This window comes from Sorangium sp. So ce128, from assembly GCF_051525245.1.
Taxonomy (GTDB): domain Bacteria; phylum Myxococcota_A; class Polyangia; order Polyangiales; family Polyangiaceae; genus Sorangium; species Sorangium cellulosum_B.
Window position 1 is genome coordinate 743,909 of record NZ_CP150313.1, and the last position, 16,983, is coordinate 760,891.

At 70.5% G+C, this 16,983-nt stretch carries 12 protein-coding genes; all 12 read left to right on the plus strand.

Annotation, left to right across the window (positions count from 1 at the left end; translation table 11 throughout):
* Window positions 1–12 precede the first annotated feature (12 nt).
* The 12 genes from WME82_RS02975 to WME82_RS03030 all read left to right on the plus strand — a co-directional run bounded on the left by WME82_RS02975 (window position 13) and on the right by WME82_RS03030 (window position 16,981).
* Window positions 13–2,910 carry an MXAN_6577-like cysteine-rich protein gene (locus WME82_RS02975; RefSeq protein ID WP_438041587.1) on the plus strand — a complete coding sequence of 966 codons (2,898 nt, stop codon included), beginning with the start codon at window positions 13–15 and terminating at the stop codon, window positions 2,908–2,910.
* 249 nt (window positions 2,911–3,159) lie between these two features.
* Complete coding sequence (locus WME82_RS02980) at window positions 3,160–5,685, plus strand: MXAN_6577-like cysteine-rich protein (RefSeq protein WP_438041588.1); 2,526 nt, start codon at window positions 3,160–3,162, stop codon at window positions 5,683–5,685.
* Window positions 5,686–6,051: 366 nt separating this feature from the next.
* Window positions 6,052–7,158 carry a hypothetical protein gene (locus WME82_RS02985; RefSeq protein ID WP_438041589.1) on the plus strand — a complete coding sequence of 369 codons (1,107 nt, stop codon included), beginning with the start codon at window positions 6,052–6,054 and terminating at the stop codon, window positions 7,156–7,158.
* A gap of 266 nt (window positions 7,159–7,424) precedes the next feature.
* Entirely contained in the window at window positions 7,425–7,781 is a 357-nt protein-coding gene (locus WME82_RS02990; protein WP_437744023.1) for an NADH-quinone oxidoreductase subunit A, read from the plus strand.
* A 26-nt stretch (window positions 7,782–7,807) separates the two neighbouring features.
* On the plus strand, window positions 7,808–8,353 hold the full coding sequence (locus WME82_RS02995; RefSeq protein ID WP_437301525.1) for an NADH-quinone oxidoreductase subunit B: 546 nt from the start codon (window positions 7,808–7,810) through the stop codon (window positions 8,351–8,353).
* Entirely contained in the window at window positions 8,350–9,003 is a 654-nt protein-coding gene (locus tag WME82_RS03000) for an NADH-quinone oxidoreductase subunit C (RefSeq protein WP_438041590.1), read from the plus strand. The genes WME82_RS02995 and WME82_RS03000 overlap by 4 nt, the downstream gene beginning before the upstream one ends.
* Before the next feature lie 3 nt (window positions 9,004–9,006).
* Window positions 9,007–10,221 carry an NADH-quinone oxidoreductase subunit D gene (locus WME82_RS03005; RefSeq protein ID WP_438041591.1) on the plus strand — a complete coding sequence of 405 codons (1,215 nt, stop codon included), beginning with the start codon at window positions 9,007–9,009 and terminating at the stop codon, window positions 10,219–10,221.
* Window positions 10,222–10,300: 79 nt separating this feature from the next.
* Window positions 10,301–11,983, plus strand: coding sequence for a 2Fe-2S iron-sulfur cluster-binding protein (locus WME82_RS03010; protein WP_438041592.1), 1,683 nt, complete (start codon window positions 10,301–10,303; stop codon window positions 11,981–11,983).
* Window positions 11,980–13,746 (plus strand): complex I subunit 1/NuoH family protein, encoded by a 1,767-nt coding sequence (locus WME82_RS03015; RefSeq protein ID WP_438041593.1) that lies wholly within the window; start codon window positions 11,980–11,982, stop codon window positions 13,744–13,746. Before WME82_RS03010 ends, WME82_RS03015 begins: the two co-directional genes overlap by 4 nt.
* 11 nt (window positions 13,747–13,757) lie before the next feature.
* Window positions 13,758–14,432 (plus strand): NuoI/complex I 23 kDa subunit family protein, encoded by a 675-nt coding sequence (locus tag WME82_RS03020; protein ID WP_437744028.1) that lies wholly within the window; start codon window positions 13,758–13,760, stop codon window positions 14,430–14,432.
* A gap of 104 nt (window positions 14,433–14,536) precedes the next feature.
* Window positions 14,537–15,994, plus strand: a complete 1,458-nt coding sequence (gene gatB, locus WME82_RS03025) for an Asp-tRNA(Asn)/Glu-tRNA(Gln) amidotransferase subunit GatB (protein ID WP_438041594.1) — start codon at window positions 14,537–14,539, stop codon at window positions 15,992–15,994.
* Window positions 15,995–16,135: 141 nt separating this feature from the next.
* On the plus strand, window positions 16,136–16,981 hold the full coding sequence (locus WME82_RS03030; protein ID WP_437744030.1) for a lysophospholipid acyltransferase family protein: 846 nt from the start codon (window positions 16,136–16,138) through the stop codon (window positions 16,979–16,981).
* Window positions 16,982–16,983: the final 2 nt, after the last annotated feature.

Here is a 16,983-nt window from a genome sequence, read left to right on the forward strand (position 1 = left end):
CGAAGGATGTTCATGAGTCACCCCGGATTGCGCGCCAGATTCGAGCCGTCGTCGATGGCGCTCTGGCTGACGGTCGCGGCGCTTGTCGCCCTTGCCGCCCTCGCCGCGTCCTGCGCGGAGGACTCGGCCGCCGCGCCGTGTGATGACGGCCTCACGCTGTGCGGGGGAGCGTGCTTCGACACGCAGGCCGATCCGGACCACTGCGGCGGCTGCGAGGGCGTCTGCGCGAGCGGGACGCGGTGCGAGGCGGGCGTGTGCGTCGGCGGGGGCGGGGGCGGGGCGGGCGGCGAGCTGTGCGCCTCCGGCCTCGTGGCGTGCAGCGGCAGCTGCGTCGACCTCGCCACCGACGCCGCCCATTGCGGGGGCTGCGGCCAGGAATGCGCGGCCGAACAGCGGTGCGAGGGCGGCGCCTGCCGCTGCGCCTCCGGCTTCACCGCGTGCGGCGGCGGCTGCGTGGACGTGAAGAGCGATCCGCTGCATTGCGGGACCTGCGAGGCCCGCTGCCCCCTCCACGAGACGTGCGTGGAGGGGGCGTGCGTCTGCGACGAGGGCTTCGCGGTCTGCGGCGACAGGTGCGTCGATCTGGCCGTCGACCCGGCGCATTGCGGCGCGTGCGGCGCGGCGTGCGCCCCGGGGCTGTTCTGCCGGGAGGGCGCGTGCGCGTGCGCCGCCGGCGACTACGAGGACATCGGCTCGACGGTCCCTCGGCTCCTGACGGGCACCACGGTCGGCGCGGAGACCTATTTCCCGCTCGCCTGCATGGGAGTCGGCTCGACCCAGCTCGTCTACAGGTTCACCGCGGAGGAGGCCGGCTGGTACAAGTTCGACACCGCCGGGTCGAGCTACGACACCGCCATCGGCGTCCTGGACTTCGACGCCTGCGAGGAGCTCGCGTGCAATGACGATCGCGGGGGAGCCGTGACGGGCAGCGCCTCGGTGGCCCTCGAGGAAGGGCAGAGCGTCCTCCTCGTCGTCTCGGGCTACGACGGCGCGCAAGGCGACTTCGCCCTTCACCTCGACCGGATGGCGCCGCCGGCGTGCCCGCTCGACACCCTCGCGACGGCGCTCCCGCTGAGCATCACCGGGGACACCTGGGGGCTCGGCGACGCCGTCTCGACGCGTTGCGGTTCAATCGACACCTCCGACGCGAGCTATAGCTTCACCGCGCCGCGCGCCGGCGGGTACGTCTTCGACACGTCCGGATCCACGTTCGATACCGTCCTCGAGCTGCGCAGGGGGTCCTGCTCCGGGACGGTGATCTCTTGCAACGACAACGACAATGCCATGGGAGCCAAGGCGTCGCGCCTCGTCGCGAACCTCGCCGAGGGCCAGACGGTCGTCGCGGTCGTCGACGGCGTCGACGGCGGATCCGGGCCATTCACGCTCAACGTCTCCGAGTACGTGCCGCCTCCATGTCCGGAGCTCACGCTCGACGCCAGGTTTCCGCAGACGGTGACGGGCACCACGGCCATCCCGGATCGCGTGAGCGCCCTCCCGTCGCCCTGCACCAGCGCCAGCGGCCCCGAGGCCACCTATGCCTTCACCGCGCCGGCGGCCGCGCTCTACACCTTCGATACCTTCGGCTCCTCCTTCGACACGGTCCTGCACGTCCACGAGGGGACATGCAGCGGCGAGAGCGTCGCGTGCAACGACGACACCTCTGGCCGGCAATCGCAGGTGAAGGTGATGCTCCGCGAGGGAGAGACCATCGCCGTCGTCGTGGACAGCTACGCTGCAGTCGCCTCCGGCGCCTTCCAGCTCAACGTGCGCCAGACCTTCGTCCTCCCGTGCCCGCTGCTCGATCTCGGGTCGACGGTGCCTCAGACAGTGACGGGGACCACCGCGGATGCGGCCGACGTCCTGCGCCCGAGCTGCGGCGGCGGCGGCGCCGGCGAGGTGACCTACCGCTTCACCGCGCCCGCGGCCGGCACCTACATCGTCGATACGCTCGGATCGAGCCTCGACACGGCGCTCTCCGTCCTCGACGGCAGCTGCTCCGGGGCCGTGCTCGGGTGCAACGACGACGCGCCGGGAAGCGAGCAGTCGCGGCTGACACTGGAGCTCGCCGAGGGGCAAACGATCGTCCTCCTCGTGGACGGCAGCGCCGCGGGCGCGTCGGGCGATTTCACGCTCAACATTGCGCCGTTCTCCGGCGGCGGCACCTGCTCGACGGCGATCGATCTCGGCTCCGTCGTCCCGCAGCTCGTGACAGGGAGCACCGCGGAGCGGCCCGAGTCCGTTCGCCCGGCCTGCGGCTCCTCGTCGAATGCTCCAGACATGATCTACCGCTTCACCGCGCCGGAGGACGGGCTCTACATCTTCGATACGTTCGGATCGAGCTTCGACACGATACTCCAGATCTTGGAGGAGAGCTGTACGGGGACGTCGCTCGCGTGCAACGACAACACGGACGGTCAGCAGTCGCGTGTCGCCCTCCGCCTGGCCGCCAATCAAACCGTCCTCGTCGTCGTCGACGGCCTCGGCACGAGCTCCGGCGACTACGTGCTCCAGGTGGACCGGTTCACCGGCCCGGGGACCTGCGCGACGGCGATCCACCTCGGATCGCCGCTGTCGATCACCAGGACCGGCTCCACGCGCGGCCAGCCCGACGCGGTGAGGCCGAAATGCGTGTCCGCGGCGTCCGTGTCCTCTCCGGAGACGGTGTTCACCTACACCGCCCCGATCCGCGGCACCTATGTCATCGACACGATCGGTTCGTCGTTCAACACCGTCCTTCACGTCCACACGCGTGGCTGCGCCGGCATCGAGCTACAATGCAACGACGATCTGACGAGCTCACAAGCGTCGAGGGTACAGATCGAGCTCGCCCCCAACCAGACCATCACCGTGGTCGTCGACGGGTATAATGGAGCGTCCGGCGACTTCACGCTGAAGATCGCCAAGCTCTGAGTCCGCGCTGGAGGTGCCCTGGCCGGCCTGGCGACGGTGTCTGTCGCGTCGAGCCCGCGAGGGCGCCTCTCCGCGGCGCGGCGCGGCGAGCGCGGTCCGGGCCGCGGCTCGACCTGCGCGCCGCCAGCCGAGCACCCCCGCCGGTTGCGGATGCGCCGGCCGTAGGCGTATCCTGGCGCGCGCCTCGTTATCCGCGCGCCTCGTTATCCGCTCGCCTCGAGCGGCCACGCACCCCCCCCAAGGATGGCTATGAACAGATCCGGATCGCGCCCCAGGCCCGCCCTGTCGTCCGCCGCGCTGCTCCTGGCTGCGGGGGTCGTCCTCGCGGCGTCCTGCGCGGAGAGCCCCGACGCGTCGAGCGAGTGCCCTGACGGGCTGTCGCGGTGCAATGGAGAGTGCGTCGAGCTCCAGGCGAACGCCGAGCACTGCGGCGCGTGCGGCGACGCCTGCGAGGAGGGGCAGCTCTGCGTGAAGGGCCGCTGCAGCGGGGGCGGCGGTGAGGGCGGCGGCGGTATAGGGGCCGGCGTCGGGGGCGCGGAGAAGTGCGGAGAAGGCCAGACCGACTGCTCGGGCAACTGCGTGAACCTCCAGACCGACCTGCGGAACTGCGGCGATTGCGACGTCGAGTGCGCGGAGGGGCACGTCTGCGCGGACGGCTCCTGCGCGTGCGCGGGCGATCTCACGGAGTGCGACGGCGCCTGCGTGGATGTGCTGAGCGACAGGCGCAACTGCGGCGAGTGTGAATCCAGCTGCGCGCCTGCCCAGCTGTGCGTCGACGGCGTCTGCACCTGCCCGGCCGGTCTCGCGGCGTGTGATGGCGCGTGCGCTGATCTGCAGACGAGCCAGCTCCACTGCGGCGCCTGCGGCGTCGCGTGCGAGCGAGGGGCGTTATGCCAGGCAGGCGCCTGCACCTGCGTCCTCGGGACGTATGATGAGCTCGGCAACACGTTCCCGCAGACGATCAAGGGGACCACCATCAGCGGCGAGACGAACTACGATCTCGCGTGCGTGGCCGCCGGCTCGTCGGAGCGGGTCTACCGCTTCACGCCGTCCGTGGCGGGGACATACACGCTGGATACCGTCGGGTCCACCTTCGATACGGCCATCGGGGTGCTGGGAGCGACCACCTGCGCTCAGCTCGCCTGCAACGATGACATTGCCACCGGGGTCGCCCAATCGAGGGTCCGCGCGGTCCTCGAGGCGGGCCAGCAGGTCCTCATCGTGGTGACCGGCTTCGACGGAGGGGAAGGCGATTTCACGCTCAACATGGCGAGGGCCGATCCGCCGAAGTGCCCTGGGTGGGCGATCGACGCTGCGCTCCCGACGACCATCACCGGCAACACCGAGCACTTCGGCGACGCGATCAGGCCGACGTGCGGAGGCGCAGACAGCCCCGACGCGAGCTACATCTTCACGGCGCCGGCGGCCGGGAAGTATGTATTCGATACCTTCGGCTCCGGGTTCAATACGATCCTGGAGCTGCACGACGGCGCGTGTGATGGCGACGTGCTCACCTGCTCCGACGACTCAGGAGAAGGGTCGCAGTCGCGCGCCACGGTGGAGCTCAGCGCCGGCCAGAAGGTCGTGGCGGTGATCGACGGCTTCGAGGGCGCGCGTGGGCCCTATACGCTGAACGTCGCCGCGTGGGCTCCGCCCGCGTGCCCCATGGTGGATCTCGGCTCCACCTACCCGCAGACGGTCACGGGCCACACGTCAGGCCTCGACGGCGTCCTCCAGCCCCCGCCGGCCTGCGCCACGGGCAATTCCCCCGAGGTCAGCTACAGCTTCACGGCGCCCATCGCCGGCCGGTATACATTCGATACGCTCGGCTCGACCTTCGACACGGTGCTCCACGTTCACGACGGCAGCTGCACGGGCGCCTCGCTGGGGTGCAGCGACGACGCGGAGGGCTTGTCGTACCTATCGCGGGTGTCCACGCCCCTCGCGCAGGGGCAGACGGCGGTTGTGGTCGTGGACGGCGCGTCCGGGAAGCACGGCGCGTACACGCTCAACGTGAGCGGCACCCCGGCCCCCCCGTGCCCGGAGAACGCGCTGGAGTCGGTCGTCCCGCAGACCGTGCAGGGGACGACCGTCGGCGCTGGCGACTACGTGAGCGCGCCGTGCGGCATGCCCGGCGGCGAAGACAGGGCGTACAGCTTCACGGCGCCGGCCGACGGATTGTACGTCTTCGATACGTTCGGATCGAGCTTCGACACGGTCGTCCACGTGCACGCCGGCACGTGCGGCGGCGCGGTGCTCGGCTGCAACGACAACGCCACGGGCGTCCAGTCGCGGATCGTGGTGCCGCTCGCCGCGGGGCAGGAGACCGTCGTCGTGGTCGATGGCGCCAAACCCGAGGCCACGGGCGCGTTCAAGCTCAACATCAGCCTGTTCCAGGGGGACGGCATCTGCGGGAACCCCGTCGATCTCGGCTCGACGGTCCCGCGGACGACGACGGGCTCCACCCTGTACCAGCCGGACTCGGCCACACCGAGCTGCGTCCCGTCGAGCGGCAACGACAGGGTCTACCGCTTCACCGCGCCGGCAAACGGGACCTACGTCATCGACACGCTGTCGTCGAACTTCGACACCGTCCTTCACGTGCACGACGGTGACAGCTGCTCCGGCCCCGAGCTCGCGTGCAACGACAACACGGACAGGGTCAGCTCGCGCGTGACCGTGACCCTCACCGAAGGGCAGGTGATCACGATCATCGGCGACAGCCGGCGTTCCGCCTCCGGCAACCTCACCCTCAACATCGCAGAGATCCCTTGAGCGGGGCGCGCCCGCTCGGCGACCCGTCGGCCAGCGGGCAGAGGGGCGCGGGAGCGGGGCGGCACCGCTGCTGTGACGGGTCGGCCGTCGCGACGGGCCCGGCCGGGGCTCGTGGGTCACGGGCCGGGGAGGGAGGCGCGGATCGGCGCGCGTGGGGGCAGGTGGAGCGGCATGGAACGATAGGGAGCCATGGAAGGCGGCCAGCGCTCTCGTCGGTGAGCGACGCGGGCGACGTGTCGACGCGCACGCCCTAGGAGTTTTCTTGAGAGCGGCGCCCGCCCGTGCGAGTCTCGGCCCCCTTGGGACTTGCGCCCGTCGTCCGGGACGCGCCCCTGTGATCCGGGTCGAACCATGCCAAAGGAACGCGTGTTCTCCCTCGATGCCGTTCGGACCGACGGCTGGTTCGAGCGCATAGGCGACGGCATCGGCAGCTTCCAGGCGCTCTGCGAGATCGTGGGCGAGGCGTTCTTTGCCTTCTCGATGATTACGGGCGCCCGCATCACGGCGCTCACCGTCGACCGCCGCAACCCGGACAACACCCTGGTCGACTTCGTTATCGCGCCGCCGGGCGAGGAGGACATCGACGGCGACGTCCAGCGGCTCACGCTCGCGGACTTCCGCCACCGCCTCGTCGGCGCCCTCCTCACGGAGGACACGACGCCGCCCGCGCCCGAGCGGGACACCGACCTCGAGGGCATCCAGCTCCACATCGGCGTCCGCTACCTGCTGCTCGCCCCGCTCTACGGCTACAGCCTCCGCAAGCTCGCCGTCGAGGGGAAGACCTCGCGCCTCCTCCTCCTGCGCGACGGCATCGAGGAGACCCACGAGCTCAACGAGTTCCGCGCCCGCATCCGCTCGCACGTGCGCGACGAGCTCGAGCGCGCTTCGGCCGGCGCGCGCTCCGCCATCGATCTCACGAAGGTCGCCGAGGCCGAGGTCGCCTCGCAGCGCGGCGACTTCCCGAAGGTGATCCAGCTGCTCGGCACCTGGCCGGCCCCGCTCGCGATCTTCCTGCGCACGCCCGAGGGGCAGATGCTCACGCCGGACGCCCGCAGCCTGATCGCCAAGGGCCTCGGCCTCCTCGGCACCGCGTGCGTCAAGCTCGGCGAGGAGCACCAGGGCGAGGAGGTCATGCGCCTCGCCGTCCAGTATGCGCACGACGGGGCCGCGGCCGGCGACATCTTCCGCCGGCTGGGCGAGGCCATGCTCGACGACGGCCGGGCCGGCGAGGCCATCGGCCCCCTCCGGCGCGCCGCCAACCTTGGCGCCCCGCCGAAGCAGATCTGGCCGCTGCTCGCGCGGGCGTTCGTGCAGCGCAAGAAGTTCGTCGCCGCCCTCGCCTGCGTCCGCGAGGCGCGGAGCGTGGGCGTGGCGGACGCCGACATGGTGGAGGAGATCCGGGAGATCGAGGCCAGCCTGGGGACGGCGCTCACCGCGTGGCGAGGGCTGGTCCTGGCCGCGAACCGCTCCTAGACTTGCGGCCCCCCGGTAGCTCGCAGCTTGCCACCGGTTGGCCGACCGCCTCCATTGACACCCCCGCGGCGGCCGACTAGATCCGGCGCGGATTAAGCCGGGATCGCTCGGATTTTTGCTGCTTCAGGCAGCATCGCCGCGTCGCTCTCACCTTTTTGGACTGCATGGTTCGGGGCCGTGGGCCCCGAGGTCTCGCCCCGAGACGCCGCGCGCCTCGGCGAGATGGTCGACCCCTCCAGGGGTCGACGCGTAGGAGTGCTCTCTCGATGGCCACCTACATCCCCCTGTTCCTGCTGTTTCTCGTCGCCGCGATCATCGCGCTCGCGATGTTCACGCTGACGTCGCTGCTCGGCCCGAAGAACCCGACGCCCGAGAAGATGATGCCGTACGAGTGCGGCAGCGACTCGACGGGCGGGCGGTTCGTCAAGCCGAGCGTGAAGTTCTACCTGACGGCGATCCTCTTTGTCGTGTTCGACATCGAGGCGGTGCTCATCTACCCGTGGTCGGTCCAGTTCCGGACCCTCGGGTGGACAGGCCTCGCGACGATGAGCTCGTTCGTCGCGCTGCTCGTCGTGGCGCTCGTGTACGTGTGGAAGAAGGGAGCTCTGGAATGGGAGAAGTGAAGGCCGGTGGGCCCTCGACGCGGGTGATGGAGGGCTCCGAGCACGGCTTCGCGACCACGCGCGTGGACGCGCTGCTGAACTGGGCGAAGAAGTACTCGCTGTTCCAGTACCCGTTCGTGACGGCGTGCTGCGGCATGGAGTACATGGCGATGGCGAGCCCGCGCTTCGACATGGCGCGGTTCGGCGCCGAGGTGCCGCGCTTCTCGCCGCGCCAGGCCGACCTGCTCTGGGTGGTGGGGACCATCAGCCAGCGCCAGGCGCCGGCGCTCCGCCGCATCTACGAGCAGATGGCGGACCCGAAGTGGGTGCTCGCCTTCGGCACGTGCGCCTCGTGCGGCGGCTTCTACGACAACTACACGACCGTCGCCGGCATCGACAAGGTCATCCCCTGCGACGTCTACGTGCCCGGCTGTCCGCCGCGCCCCGAGGCGGTGCTCGACGGCCTCATGCTGCTCCAGGACAAGATCGCGCGCGGCGATCGCACGCCGGCGATCGTCAAGCCGCGCGAGGACCCGGCGCAGACGACGGAGCACCTCGTCACCCTCCAGCGCAAGGAGCGGAGCCTGCCATGAGCAAGAAGGTCCTAGAGCTCCTCACGGCGCAGTTCCCGGGCGCCGTTCTGGAGACGCACTCGCAGTTCGGCGACGACACGGCGGTGCTCGATCCCGCCGTGTGGCGCGACGTCGCCCTGTTCCTCCGCAACGACCCGCGGACCCTGATGAACATGTTCGTCGACCTGACCGCGGTCGACTACCTCTGGCGCGGCGACGTGCCCCGCTTCGAGGTGGTCTGCCACCTGCGGTCGCTCGAGCGCAACCACCGCATCCGGATCAAGGCGCGCGTCGGCGACGAGGAGGGCAACGGCGCCGAGATCGACTCGATCGTCCCGGTGTGGAAGGGCGCGAACTGGTTCGAGCGCGAGTGCTACGACCTGCTCGGCATCGTCTTCAAGGGGCACCCGGATCTCCGGCGCATCCTGATGTACCCGGAGTTTGAGGGGCACCCCCTGCGCAAGGACTACCCGGCCGACCGCATCCAGCCGCTCATCCCGTTCCGGGACGTGCCGAACACCGGCAAGCTGCCGCCGTTCGGCCCCGACGAGGGCATGAGCTTCGGCCGCCAGTCGCACGACTTCGCGCTGCACGGCCCCGGGGCGTCGATCGACGGAGACGAGGCCGTGAGCAACGGGAAGCGCGCGGGCGCGCTGGAGGAGCGGAGCTGACCCATGGAACCTCTGGATCGCGAGCTGGACGAGGCCGAGCTCGACCTACCGAGCGAGCCGATGCTCCTCAACATGGGGCCGTCCCACCCGGCGATGCACGGCACGGTGCGCATCGTGCTCGAGCTGTCCGGTGAGACGATCAACAAGGCCGACGTGCAGATCGGCTACCTGCACCGCGGCTTCGAGAAGATGTGCGAGCGCGGCACGTGGTCGCAGGTCTTCCCGTACGTCGACCGGCTCAACTACGTCTCGCCGATGCTCAACAACGTCGGCTTCGCGCTGGCGGTCGAGAAGATGCTCGGCGTCACGGTGCCCGAGCGCTGCCAGTACTACCGCGTGATCCTCGGCGAGCTGGCGCGCATCTGCGATCACATGATCTGCAGCGGCGCGATGAGCATGGAGCTCGGCGCCTTCACGCCGTTCCTCTACCTGTGCCGCGCGCGCGAGATCTTCTGGGAGATCTTCGAGGAGGAGACTGGGGCGCGCCTGACGCACAGCTTCGGCCGCGTCGGCGGCATGGCGCGGCCGCCCACGGCCGACTTCAAGGCGATGGTCCGCGTGGGCCTCGCGCGCGTGCTCGCGCTCGTGAACGACGCCGAGAAGCTCATCCTCAAGAACCGCATCTTCCTCGACCGCCTCGACGGCGTCGGGCAGATCTCGCAGGAGGACGCGCTCGCGCTCGGCTGGACCGGCATCGTGCTCCGGGCGACCGGCGTGCCCTACGACGTGCGCCGGGCGAACCCGTACATGGTCTACGACCGCTTCGACTTCGACGTGCCGGTCGGCACGCGGGGCGACAACTACGATCGGTTCATGTGCCGCCAGGAGGAGATCCGCCAGGCGGGGAGGATCATCGAGCAGGCGCTCGATCAGATGCCCGACGAGGGGCCCGTCAACATCGACGATCCGCGCATCGTGCTGCCGCCGAAGGAGGAGGTCTACACGACCATCGAGGCGACCATCCAGCACTTCAAGATCGTCATGGAGGGCATCAAGGTGCCCGCGGGCGAGTGCTACTCGTACACCGAGGCCGGCAACGGCGAGCTCGGCTTCTACCTGGTGTCCGACGGCAGCGGCACGCCGTACCGCGTGCGCATCCGCCCGCCGTGCTTCGCCACGACGCAGGGGCTCTCCCAGCTCATCACCGGGCTGATGATCCCCGACGTCGTGCCGACCTTCGGCTCCCTCAACATGATCGGCGGGGAGTGCGACCACTAGCGACGGCGCGAGGAGCGCTCCCGTCATCGACTTAGGAAAGCAAGGGCCCTCCGCGGCCCCGCCGGGAATCGAGAGCACGATGCCTACGATCAAGATCGACGGAAGGGAGATCCCCTTCGAGAGCGGTGACACGATCATCCGCGCGGCGCACCGCGCCGGGATCGACATCCCCCATTACTGCTGGCACCCGGGCCTCAGCGTCGCCGCCAACTGCCGGATGTGCCTGGTCGAGGTGATGCCGCCGCCGGGGCGGCCGGCGATGAGCCTCGACATCCTCCGCTGGGACGCGGCGAAGCAGGACTACGTGCCGGCGGCGAAGCCGAAGCTCCAGCCGGCCTGCCAGATGGCCTGCGCGAACGGCATGGAGGTGCTGTCCGACAACAGCGACCACGTGTCCGAGGCGCGCTCGGCGGTGCAGGAGCTCCTGCTGCTGAACCACCCGGTCGACTGCCCGATCTGCGACCAGGCCGGCGAGTGCCGCCTCCAGGACTACTGGCTGGAGCACCAGCGCAAGGGCAAGCGGATGCGGCAGGAGCCGGTGCACAAGCCGAAGGCGGTCACCTTCGGCCCGACCATCGTGTACGACGCCGAGCGCTGCATCGTCTGCACGCGGTGCATCCGCGTCTGCAACGAGCTCGCCCGGGATCCGGTGCTCTCCGTCCGCGAGCGCGGCAACCTCGGGGAGATCACGGTCTCGCCGGGGCGCGAGCTCGACCACAACTACACGCTCATGACCGAGCACGTCTGCCCGGTCGGCGCGCTCACGTCGCGCGATTTCCGGTTCAAGGCGCGCGTCTGGTTCCTCCGCAGCGCCCGGACCGTGTGCCAGGGCTGCGCGACGGGCTGCAACGCCTACCTCGACTACGATCCGCGCAACAACACCCCGTACCGGCACCGCCCCCGCGAGAACATGGCGGTCAACACGTACTGGATGTGCGACGAGGGCATGCTCTCGTACCGGCACGCGGTCGATGGGCGGCTGCTCACGGCGCTCGTCGGCAACGACGACGCGAGCGTCGACGACGCGCTCGCCGCGGCCAAGGAGCAGCTCGCAGGCCACGGCGACGACCCGCAGAAGGTCGCGATCGTCCTGTCGGCGCAGCACTCGAACGAGGACAACTTCGCGCTCTACCACCTCGCCACGACGTACCTCGGCGCGACCGACTTCTTCGTGTCGGGGAAGCCGCTCGGCCAGGGCGACGACATCCTCATCAGCGAGGACAAGAACCCGAACACCCGCGGCGCCGTGCAGATCGCGGCGGCGACCCCGCCGCGCCCGGTCGCGGAGCTGATCCAGGGGATCGCGTCCGGGCACTACGCGTACGTGGTCGCCCTCGGCTCGGACCTCGAGGTCGACGCGGGCGAGGCGCAGCGGGCGTTCTCGCGGCTGAAGGGGGTGGTGACGATCGCCGCCCACGAGGGGCCGCTCGCGAAGGCCGCGCGCGTCGCCCTGCCGGCGTGCTCCTGGGCCGAGGCCGAGGGGACGTACGTGAACGGCAAGGGCCTGGCGCAGCGGAGCGAGCGGGCGCTGCTCCCGCACGGCGACGCGCGCCCGGCCTGGGAGCTCATCGGCCGGCTCGGGCGCGCGCTCGGGTACGAGACCGGGTGGAAGACCCTGGCCGAGCTCCGCCGCGCGATGCCGCCCGGCGCGGCGCTTGGTGGGCCAGCCGGGGCAGCGGCGCCCTCCGCGCACGCCACGCCGGCGCCCGCCGCCGCCGACGGCGCGCGGGTCGAGCCGAAGAAGACGGAGGCCACGGCATGACCAGCGTCGAGCTCGTTCTCGCGATCGTCAAGATCCTCATCGTCGTCCTGTTCCTGCTGAACATGGCGGCGATCGCCACCTGGGCCGACCGGCGCCAGGGCGCGATGGTGCAGGACCGCGTCGGCCCGAACCGGGCGGTCGTCTACCTGCCGTCCCTGGTCGTGCGGGGCATCGTGTTCTTCCCCCCGGCGCTGCTCGCGGCGCTGTCCGTGTTCACGGCGACGCGCCCGGCGTCCGCGCCGGCCGCGGCCGAGACGATGGTGGCCGCCGCGCAGTTCGCGGTGGCCGTGGCCTGGCTCGGGCTGATCGTGTTCTGCGCGTCGGCCCGCAGCGGCGGCCCGATCAACCCGGCTGAAGAGGCGCTCGCCCGCGCCGAGCCGCGCAACATCTTCTACGGGGGCGTCATGGCCCACGTCGCGGTCTTCTTCCTGACGCAGGCGGTCCCGCTCTCGGCGGCGCCCGTCGTCGCGCGGATCGCGTGTGTGCTGCTCGGCGCGCTGCTGCTCGTGACGGGCGCGTACGCGGCGCTGCGCGTGCCCGAGGGCAAGATCCCGCTGCGGCTCCTCGGCACGCTCCACGCCGCGGCCGACGCGATCAAGATGATCTGGAAGGAGGACTTCATCCCGAAGAACGCCGACCGGCTCCTCCACTCGCTCGCGCCGCTGCTCGCGATGTTCCCGGCGCTCGTGACGTTCGCGGTCATCCCGTTCGGCGACAAGCTCTGCTTCGAGGACAACGGCGACGGGGTCTTCGGCTTCGGGGACCTCCCGCTGCTCAAGCGGACCGTCGACCAGGCGTTCACGTGCAGCGGCCACGTCGTGAACCTCCAGGTCGCGGACCTCAACGTCGGCATCCTCTACATCTTCGCGATGGCGGGCACCGGCATCATCGGCGCCGCGCTCGCCGGCTGGGCGAGCGACAACAAGTTCTCGCTGCTCGGCGGCCTGCGCGCCGCGAGCCAGATGGTCAGCTACGAGGTCGCGATGGGCCTCAGCGTCGTCGGCCTCTTCATCATCTACGGCAGCGTCCGGCTCGGCGACATGGTGCAGTGGCAGGCCGAGCACACGTGGGGGATCTTCGTCCAGCCGCTCGCGTTCGTCCTGTTCCTCGCGGCCCTCGCGGCCGAGACGAAGCGCATCCCGTTCGATCAGCCCGAGGGCGAGAGCGAGATCGTCGCCGGCTACTTCGTCGAGTACTCCGGGATGAAGTTCGGCATGTTCATGACGGGCGAGTACGTGGAGCTCATCACGTCGAGCGCGCTCCTCGTCACGCTCTTCTTCGGCGGCTACCACCTGCCGTTCCTGGACCGCGACGGCATCAACATCGCCTTCGGCGACGCGACGCTCTTCCAGTACAAGATGACCCACTTCGCCGTGAGCCTGACCTACGTGCTGGCGTTCTTCGGCAAGACGATCCTCATGGCGTGGGTGCAGGTCTTCTTCCGCTGGACGCTGCCGCGCTTCCGTTACGACCAGGTGATGCGGCTCGGGTGGACGAAGCTCCTGCCGCTCACGATCGTCAACATGATGGTCACGGGCATCGTCGTGCTGGCCGTCGACTCGGCGCCCGCGGGGCTCGTCGGCGGTCTCCAGGTCGCGGCCGACGTCACCCACGCGGTCGTCGCCCTGGGCGGGTTCGCGGCGGTCGTGGCGCTGATCGCCGGCCTGCTCGAGCCGGTCGAGCGCCAGCGCACCGTCAACTCCACCTCTTCCCGGTTCACGGCCGCGGCGGGGGGCACCAAGGCGTCGCCGCAGCAGGCATAGAGGAGGATCTCATGGCGAGAGCTACCCCCAGCACCACGTGGACGAAGCCGGCCGGAAGGCCGGTCGCCGGCAAGCCCATTCCGCGGCCGGTCCGGAGCGCTGACGTCCAGGCCTACATCCCCGAGATGGTCAAGGGCCTGGGGATCACGATGAAGCACTTCTTCAAGAACACGAAGGAGATGGTGCTCGGCCAGAAGCCCGACCCGGTGCTGCACGCGCTCGAGCCGGGCGTCACGACGATCAGCTACCCCGAGGAGAAGCGCCCCTACCCGGAGCGCTTCCGGGGCATCCACCGGCTCACGCTGCGCGAGGACAACTCGCCCCGCTGCGTCGCGTGCCTCTGCTGCTCGACGGCGTGCCCGGCGCAGTGCATCGCGATCGAGCCGGCCGAGTACCCCGACGGCGATCGGCGGAAAGGCTACGAGCGGTACCCGAGCAGCTTCGTCATCGACGAGCTCCGCTGCATCTTCTGCGGCTTCTGCGTCGAGGCGTGCCCCGTCGACGCCATCCGGATGGACACCGGCCTCCACGCGGTGCCCTACGACTCGCGCGAGCAGTTCATCTACCGGCGCGATCTCCTCATGAGCCTCTCCGATCGCTCGGGCTCGCGGCTGACGGCGAACAAGCGCCACGAGCCGGGCGACCCGACGCACCCTGGCCTCTCGCGCGACCACGCGGATCACTGAGCCGGTCACCCCCCGGTAGGCCGTGCCGTTGCGCGGCCTGGCGCGCGGCGGAGCCTGGGCATCTGGCCTCTCGTCCGGCTGAGGTTCTGCTAGAAGGGCGGGTCATGGCGACGACGTACGGCTCCTTCGAGGCGGTCATCGGGCTCGAGGTCCACGCGCAGCTCCTCACCCGGACCAAGGCGTTCTGTGGCTGCGCGACCAGCTTCGGCGACCCGCCGAACACGCACACGTGCCCGGTCTGCCTCGGCCTCCCGGGGGCGCTCCCGGTCCTGAACCGCGAGGCGGTCCGGATGGCGGTGAGCGCGGCGCTCGCGCTTGGCTGCGCCGTCCAGGAGAGCAGCGTCTTCGCGAGGAAGAACTACTTCTACCCGGACCTGCCGAAGGGCTTCCAGATCAGCCAGTTCGATCGGCCGCTCGCGCTGCGCGGCCAGCTCGAGATCGAGACCGAGGCGGGCAAGACGCGGGCGGGGATCACGCGCGTCCACATGGAGGAGGACGCCGGCAAGAACGTCCACGGCATCGGCGGCCTGTCGGTCGTCGATCTCAACCGCGCCGGCACGCCGCTCATCGAGATCGTCGGTGAGCCCGACCTCCGCTCGGGCGCGGAGGCGGCCGAGTACCTGAAGCGGCTGCGCGAGATCCTCATGTTCATCGGCGTGAACGACGGCAACCTCGAGCAGGGCAGCTTCCGCTGCGACGCCAACGTCTCGGTCCGCAAGGTGGGGGAGACGAAGCTCGGCACGCGGACGGAGCTCAAGAACATCAACTCGTTCCGCTTCGTCGCCGAGGCGATCGACCTCGAGATCCGGCGGCAGATCGCGCTCATCGAGCAGGGCGGCCGCGTCCGGCAGCAGACCCGCGGGTACAACGCCGAGAAGAAGGAGACGTACCTCCTCCGCGACAAGGAGAACGAGTCCGGCTACCGCTACTTCCCCGAGCCGGATCTGCCGCCGCTCGTCGTGGACGAGGCGTTCCTCGCCGACGTGCGCGGCGCGCTCCCGGAGCCGCCGGTCGACAAGCGGCGCCGCTTCACCGAGTCGCTCGGCCTCACCCCGTACGCGGCGTCGGTCCTGACCGGCCACCCGCAGATCGCGGCGTTCTTCGAGGAGGCCGCGCGCCTCCACGGCGACGCCGTGAAGGTTGCGAACTTCGTCCAGGGCGAGGTGCTGCGCGACACCCGGACGACGGGGCTCTCCGCGGCGTTCCCGGTCGCCCCCGGCCAGGTGGCCGCGCTGCTCCGCCTCGTGGACGAGGGCGCGATCAGCGGCAAGCAGGCCAAGGAGGTCTACATGGAGATGGCCGGCACGGACCGGGCGCCCGGCGACATCGTCCGCGACAAGGGCATGGCCGTGATGAGCGACGCGTCCGCGATCGAGGCGGTCGCCGCGTCGGTCATCGCCGCGAACGAGAAGCAGGCGGCGGCGTACCGCGGCGGCAAGACCGCGCTGTTCGGCTTCTTCGTCGGCCAGATCATGAAGAAGACGGGGGGCAGCGCGAACCCGGCCGTCGTGAACGACGTGCTGAAGCGACTGCTCGAGGGAGCTCCCGCCACGGGCGGGTGACGGGGCTTTCTCCGAGCGCAAGCGTGAAATAGGGTGCCGCCGGCCGGCGCTCTCGCCGCGCGAGCCGGGGCGCGCCCGGCGCCTCCGCCTCGCTGAAGCCCTGGCTCCACGATCGCCCCGAGCGGGAAGGACATCCGACGCATGGTCAGCGCTCGCCCCCTCGACGCCCTCCGCTTCCCTCTCCGCACGGCCGGCTTCGTCGGCCTCACCTTCGGCATGTACGGCCTGCTCGAGGTCGACACCGCGATCTCGCCCGCGGCCGACCGCGAAGTGGTCCTCCACACATGGATGCGCCGGTATGGGCGCGCGCTCCTGAAGCTCTACGGACTCGACGTGCGCGCGGGCGGGCTCTTCCAGGGTGAGCTCGCGGCGGGGCGCGCCGACGGCGCGGCCGATCCGGCGGGCGCCGGGTACTGCCCTGGACGCGACGCCGCTGGGCTCGGCCGGCTGTTCGTGATGAACCACCGCTCCGCGCTCGACATCATGATCACGCTCGCCTTCTTCGAGGCCACGGTCGTGAGCCGGGCCGACCTCGCTGGATGGCCGGTCATCGGCATGGCGGCGCGCCGCGTCGGAACGCTCTTCGTGGACCGTTCCAGCAAGCGCAGCGGCTCTGCGGTCGTCCAGGCGATGTGCTCCGCGCTCAAGGGCGGCCGTGGTGTGATGGTCTACCCCGAAGGGACCACGTTCTCCGGAGATGAGGTGCGGCCGTTCCGCGCGGGTGGCTTCACCGCGGCATGCCGCGTTGGCGCGGAGATCGTCCCCGTGGGGCTCGTGTACGGCGGCGCCGAGTCCTCCTACGTCGACGAGTCGTTCACGGCGCACATGGCCCGGGTGAGCCGTGCGCGACGTATCCCGGTAGCGCTCGAGGTCGGCGCGCCCATCGCCACGGTAGGCCAGGACGTCGGCGAGGTGCGCGACGAATCGCACCGCGCCGTCCAGGCGCTCGTCCACCGCGCCCGCGCGCGGCTCGCCGCCGACGGTTAGCG

Bases quoted from the DNA above. Each gene is read 5' to 3' on its own strand.
- WME82_RS02980 (WP_438041588.1), top strand. From the start codon at position 3,160: ATGAACAGATCCGGATCGCGCCCCAGGCCCGCCCTGTCGTCCGCCGCG.
- gatB (WP_438041594.1), top strand. From the start codon at position 14,537: ATGGCGACGACGTACGGCTCCTTCGAGGCGGTCATCGGGCTCGAGGTC.
- WME82_RS03005 (WP_438041591.1), top strand. From the start codon at position 9,007: ATGGAACCTCTGGATCGCGAGCTGGACGAGGCCGAGCTCGACCTACCG.
- WME82_RS03030 (WP_437744030.1), top strand. From the start codon at position 16,136: ATGGTCAGCGCTCGCCCCCTCGACGCCCTCCGCTTCCCTCTCCGCACG.
- WME82_RS02975 (WP_438041587.1), top strand. From the start codon at position 13: ATGAGTCACCCCGGATTGCGCGCCAGATTCGAGCCGTCGTCGATGGCG.
- WME82_RS03010 (WP_438041592.1), top strand. From the start codon at position 10,301: ATGCCTACGATCAAGATCGACGGAAGGGAGATCCCCTTCGAGAGCGGT.
- WME82_RS02990 (WP_437744023.1), top strand. From the start codon at position 7,425: ATGGCCACCTACATCCCCCTGTTCCTGCTGTTTCTCGTCGCCGCGATC.
- WME82_RS03015 (WP_438041593.1), top strand. From the start codon at position 11,980: ATGACCAGCGTCGAGCTCGTTCTCGCGATCGTCAAGATCCTCATCGTC.
- WME82_RS03020 (WP_437744028.1), top strand. From the start codon at position 13,758: ATGGCGAGAGCTACCCCCAGCACCACGTGGACGAAGCCGGCCGGAAGG.
- WME82_RS03000 (WP_438041590.1), top strand. From the start codon at position 8,350: ATGAGCAAGAAGGTCCTAGAGCTCCTCACGGCGCAGTTCCCGGGCGCC.
- WME82_RS02995 (WP_437301525.1), top strand. From the start codon at position 7,808: ATGGAGGGCTCCGAGCACGGCTTCGCGACCACGCGCGTGGACGCGCTG.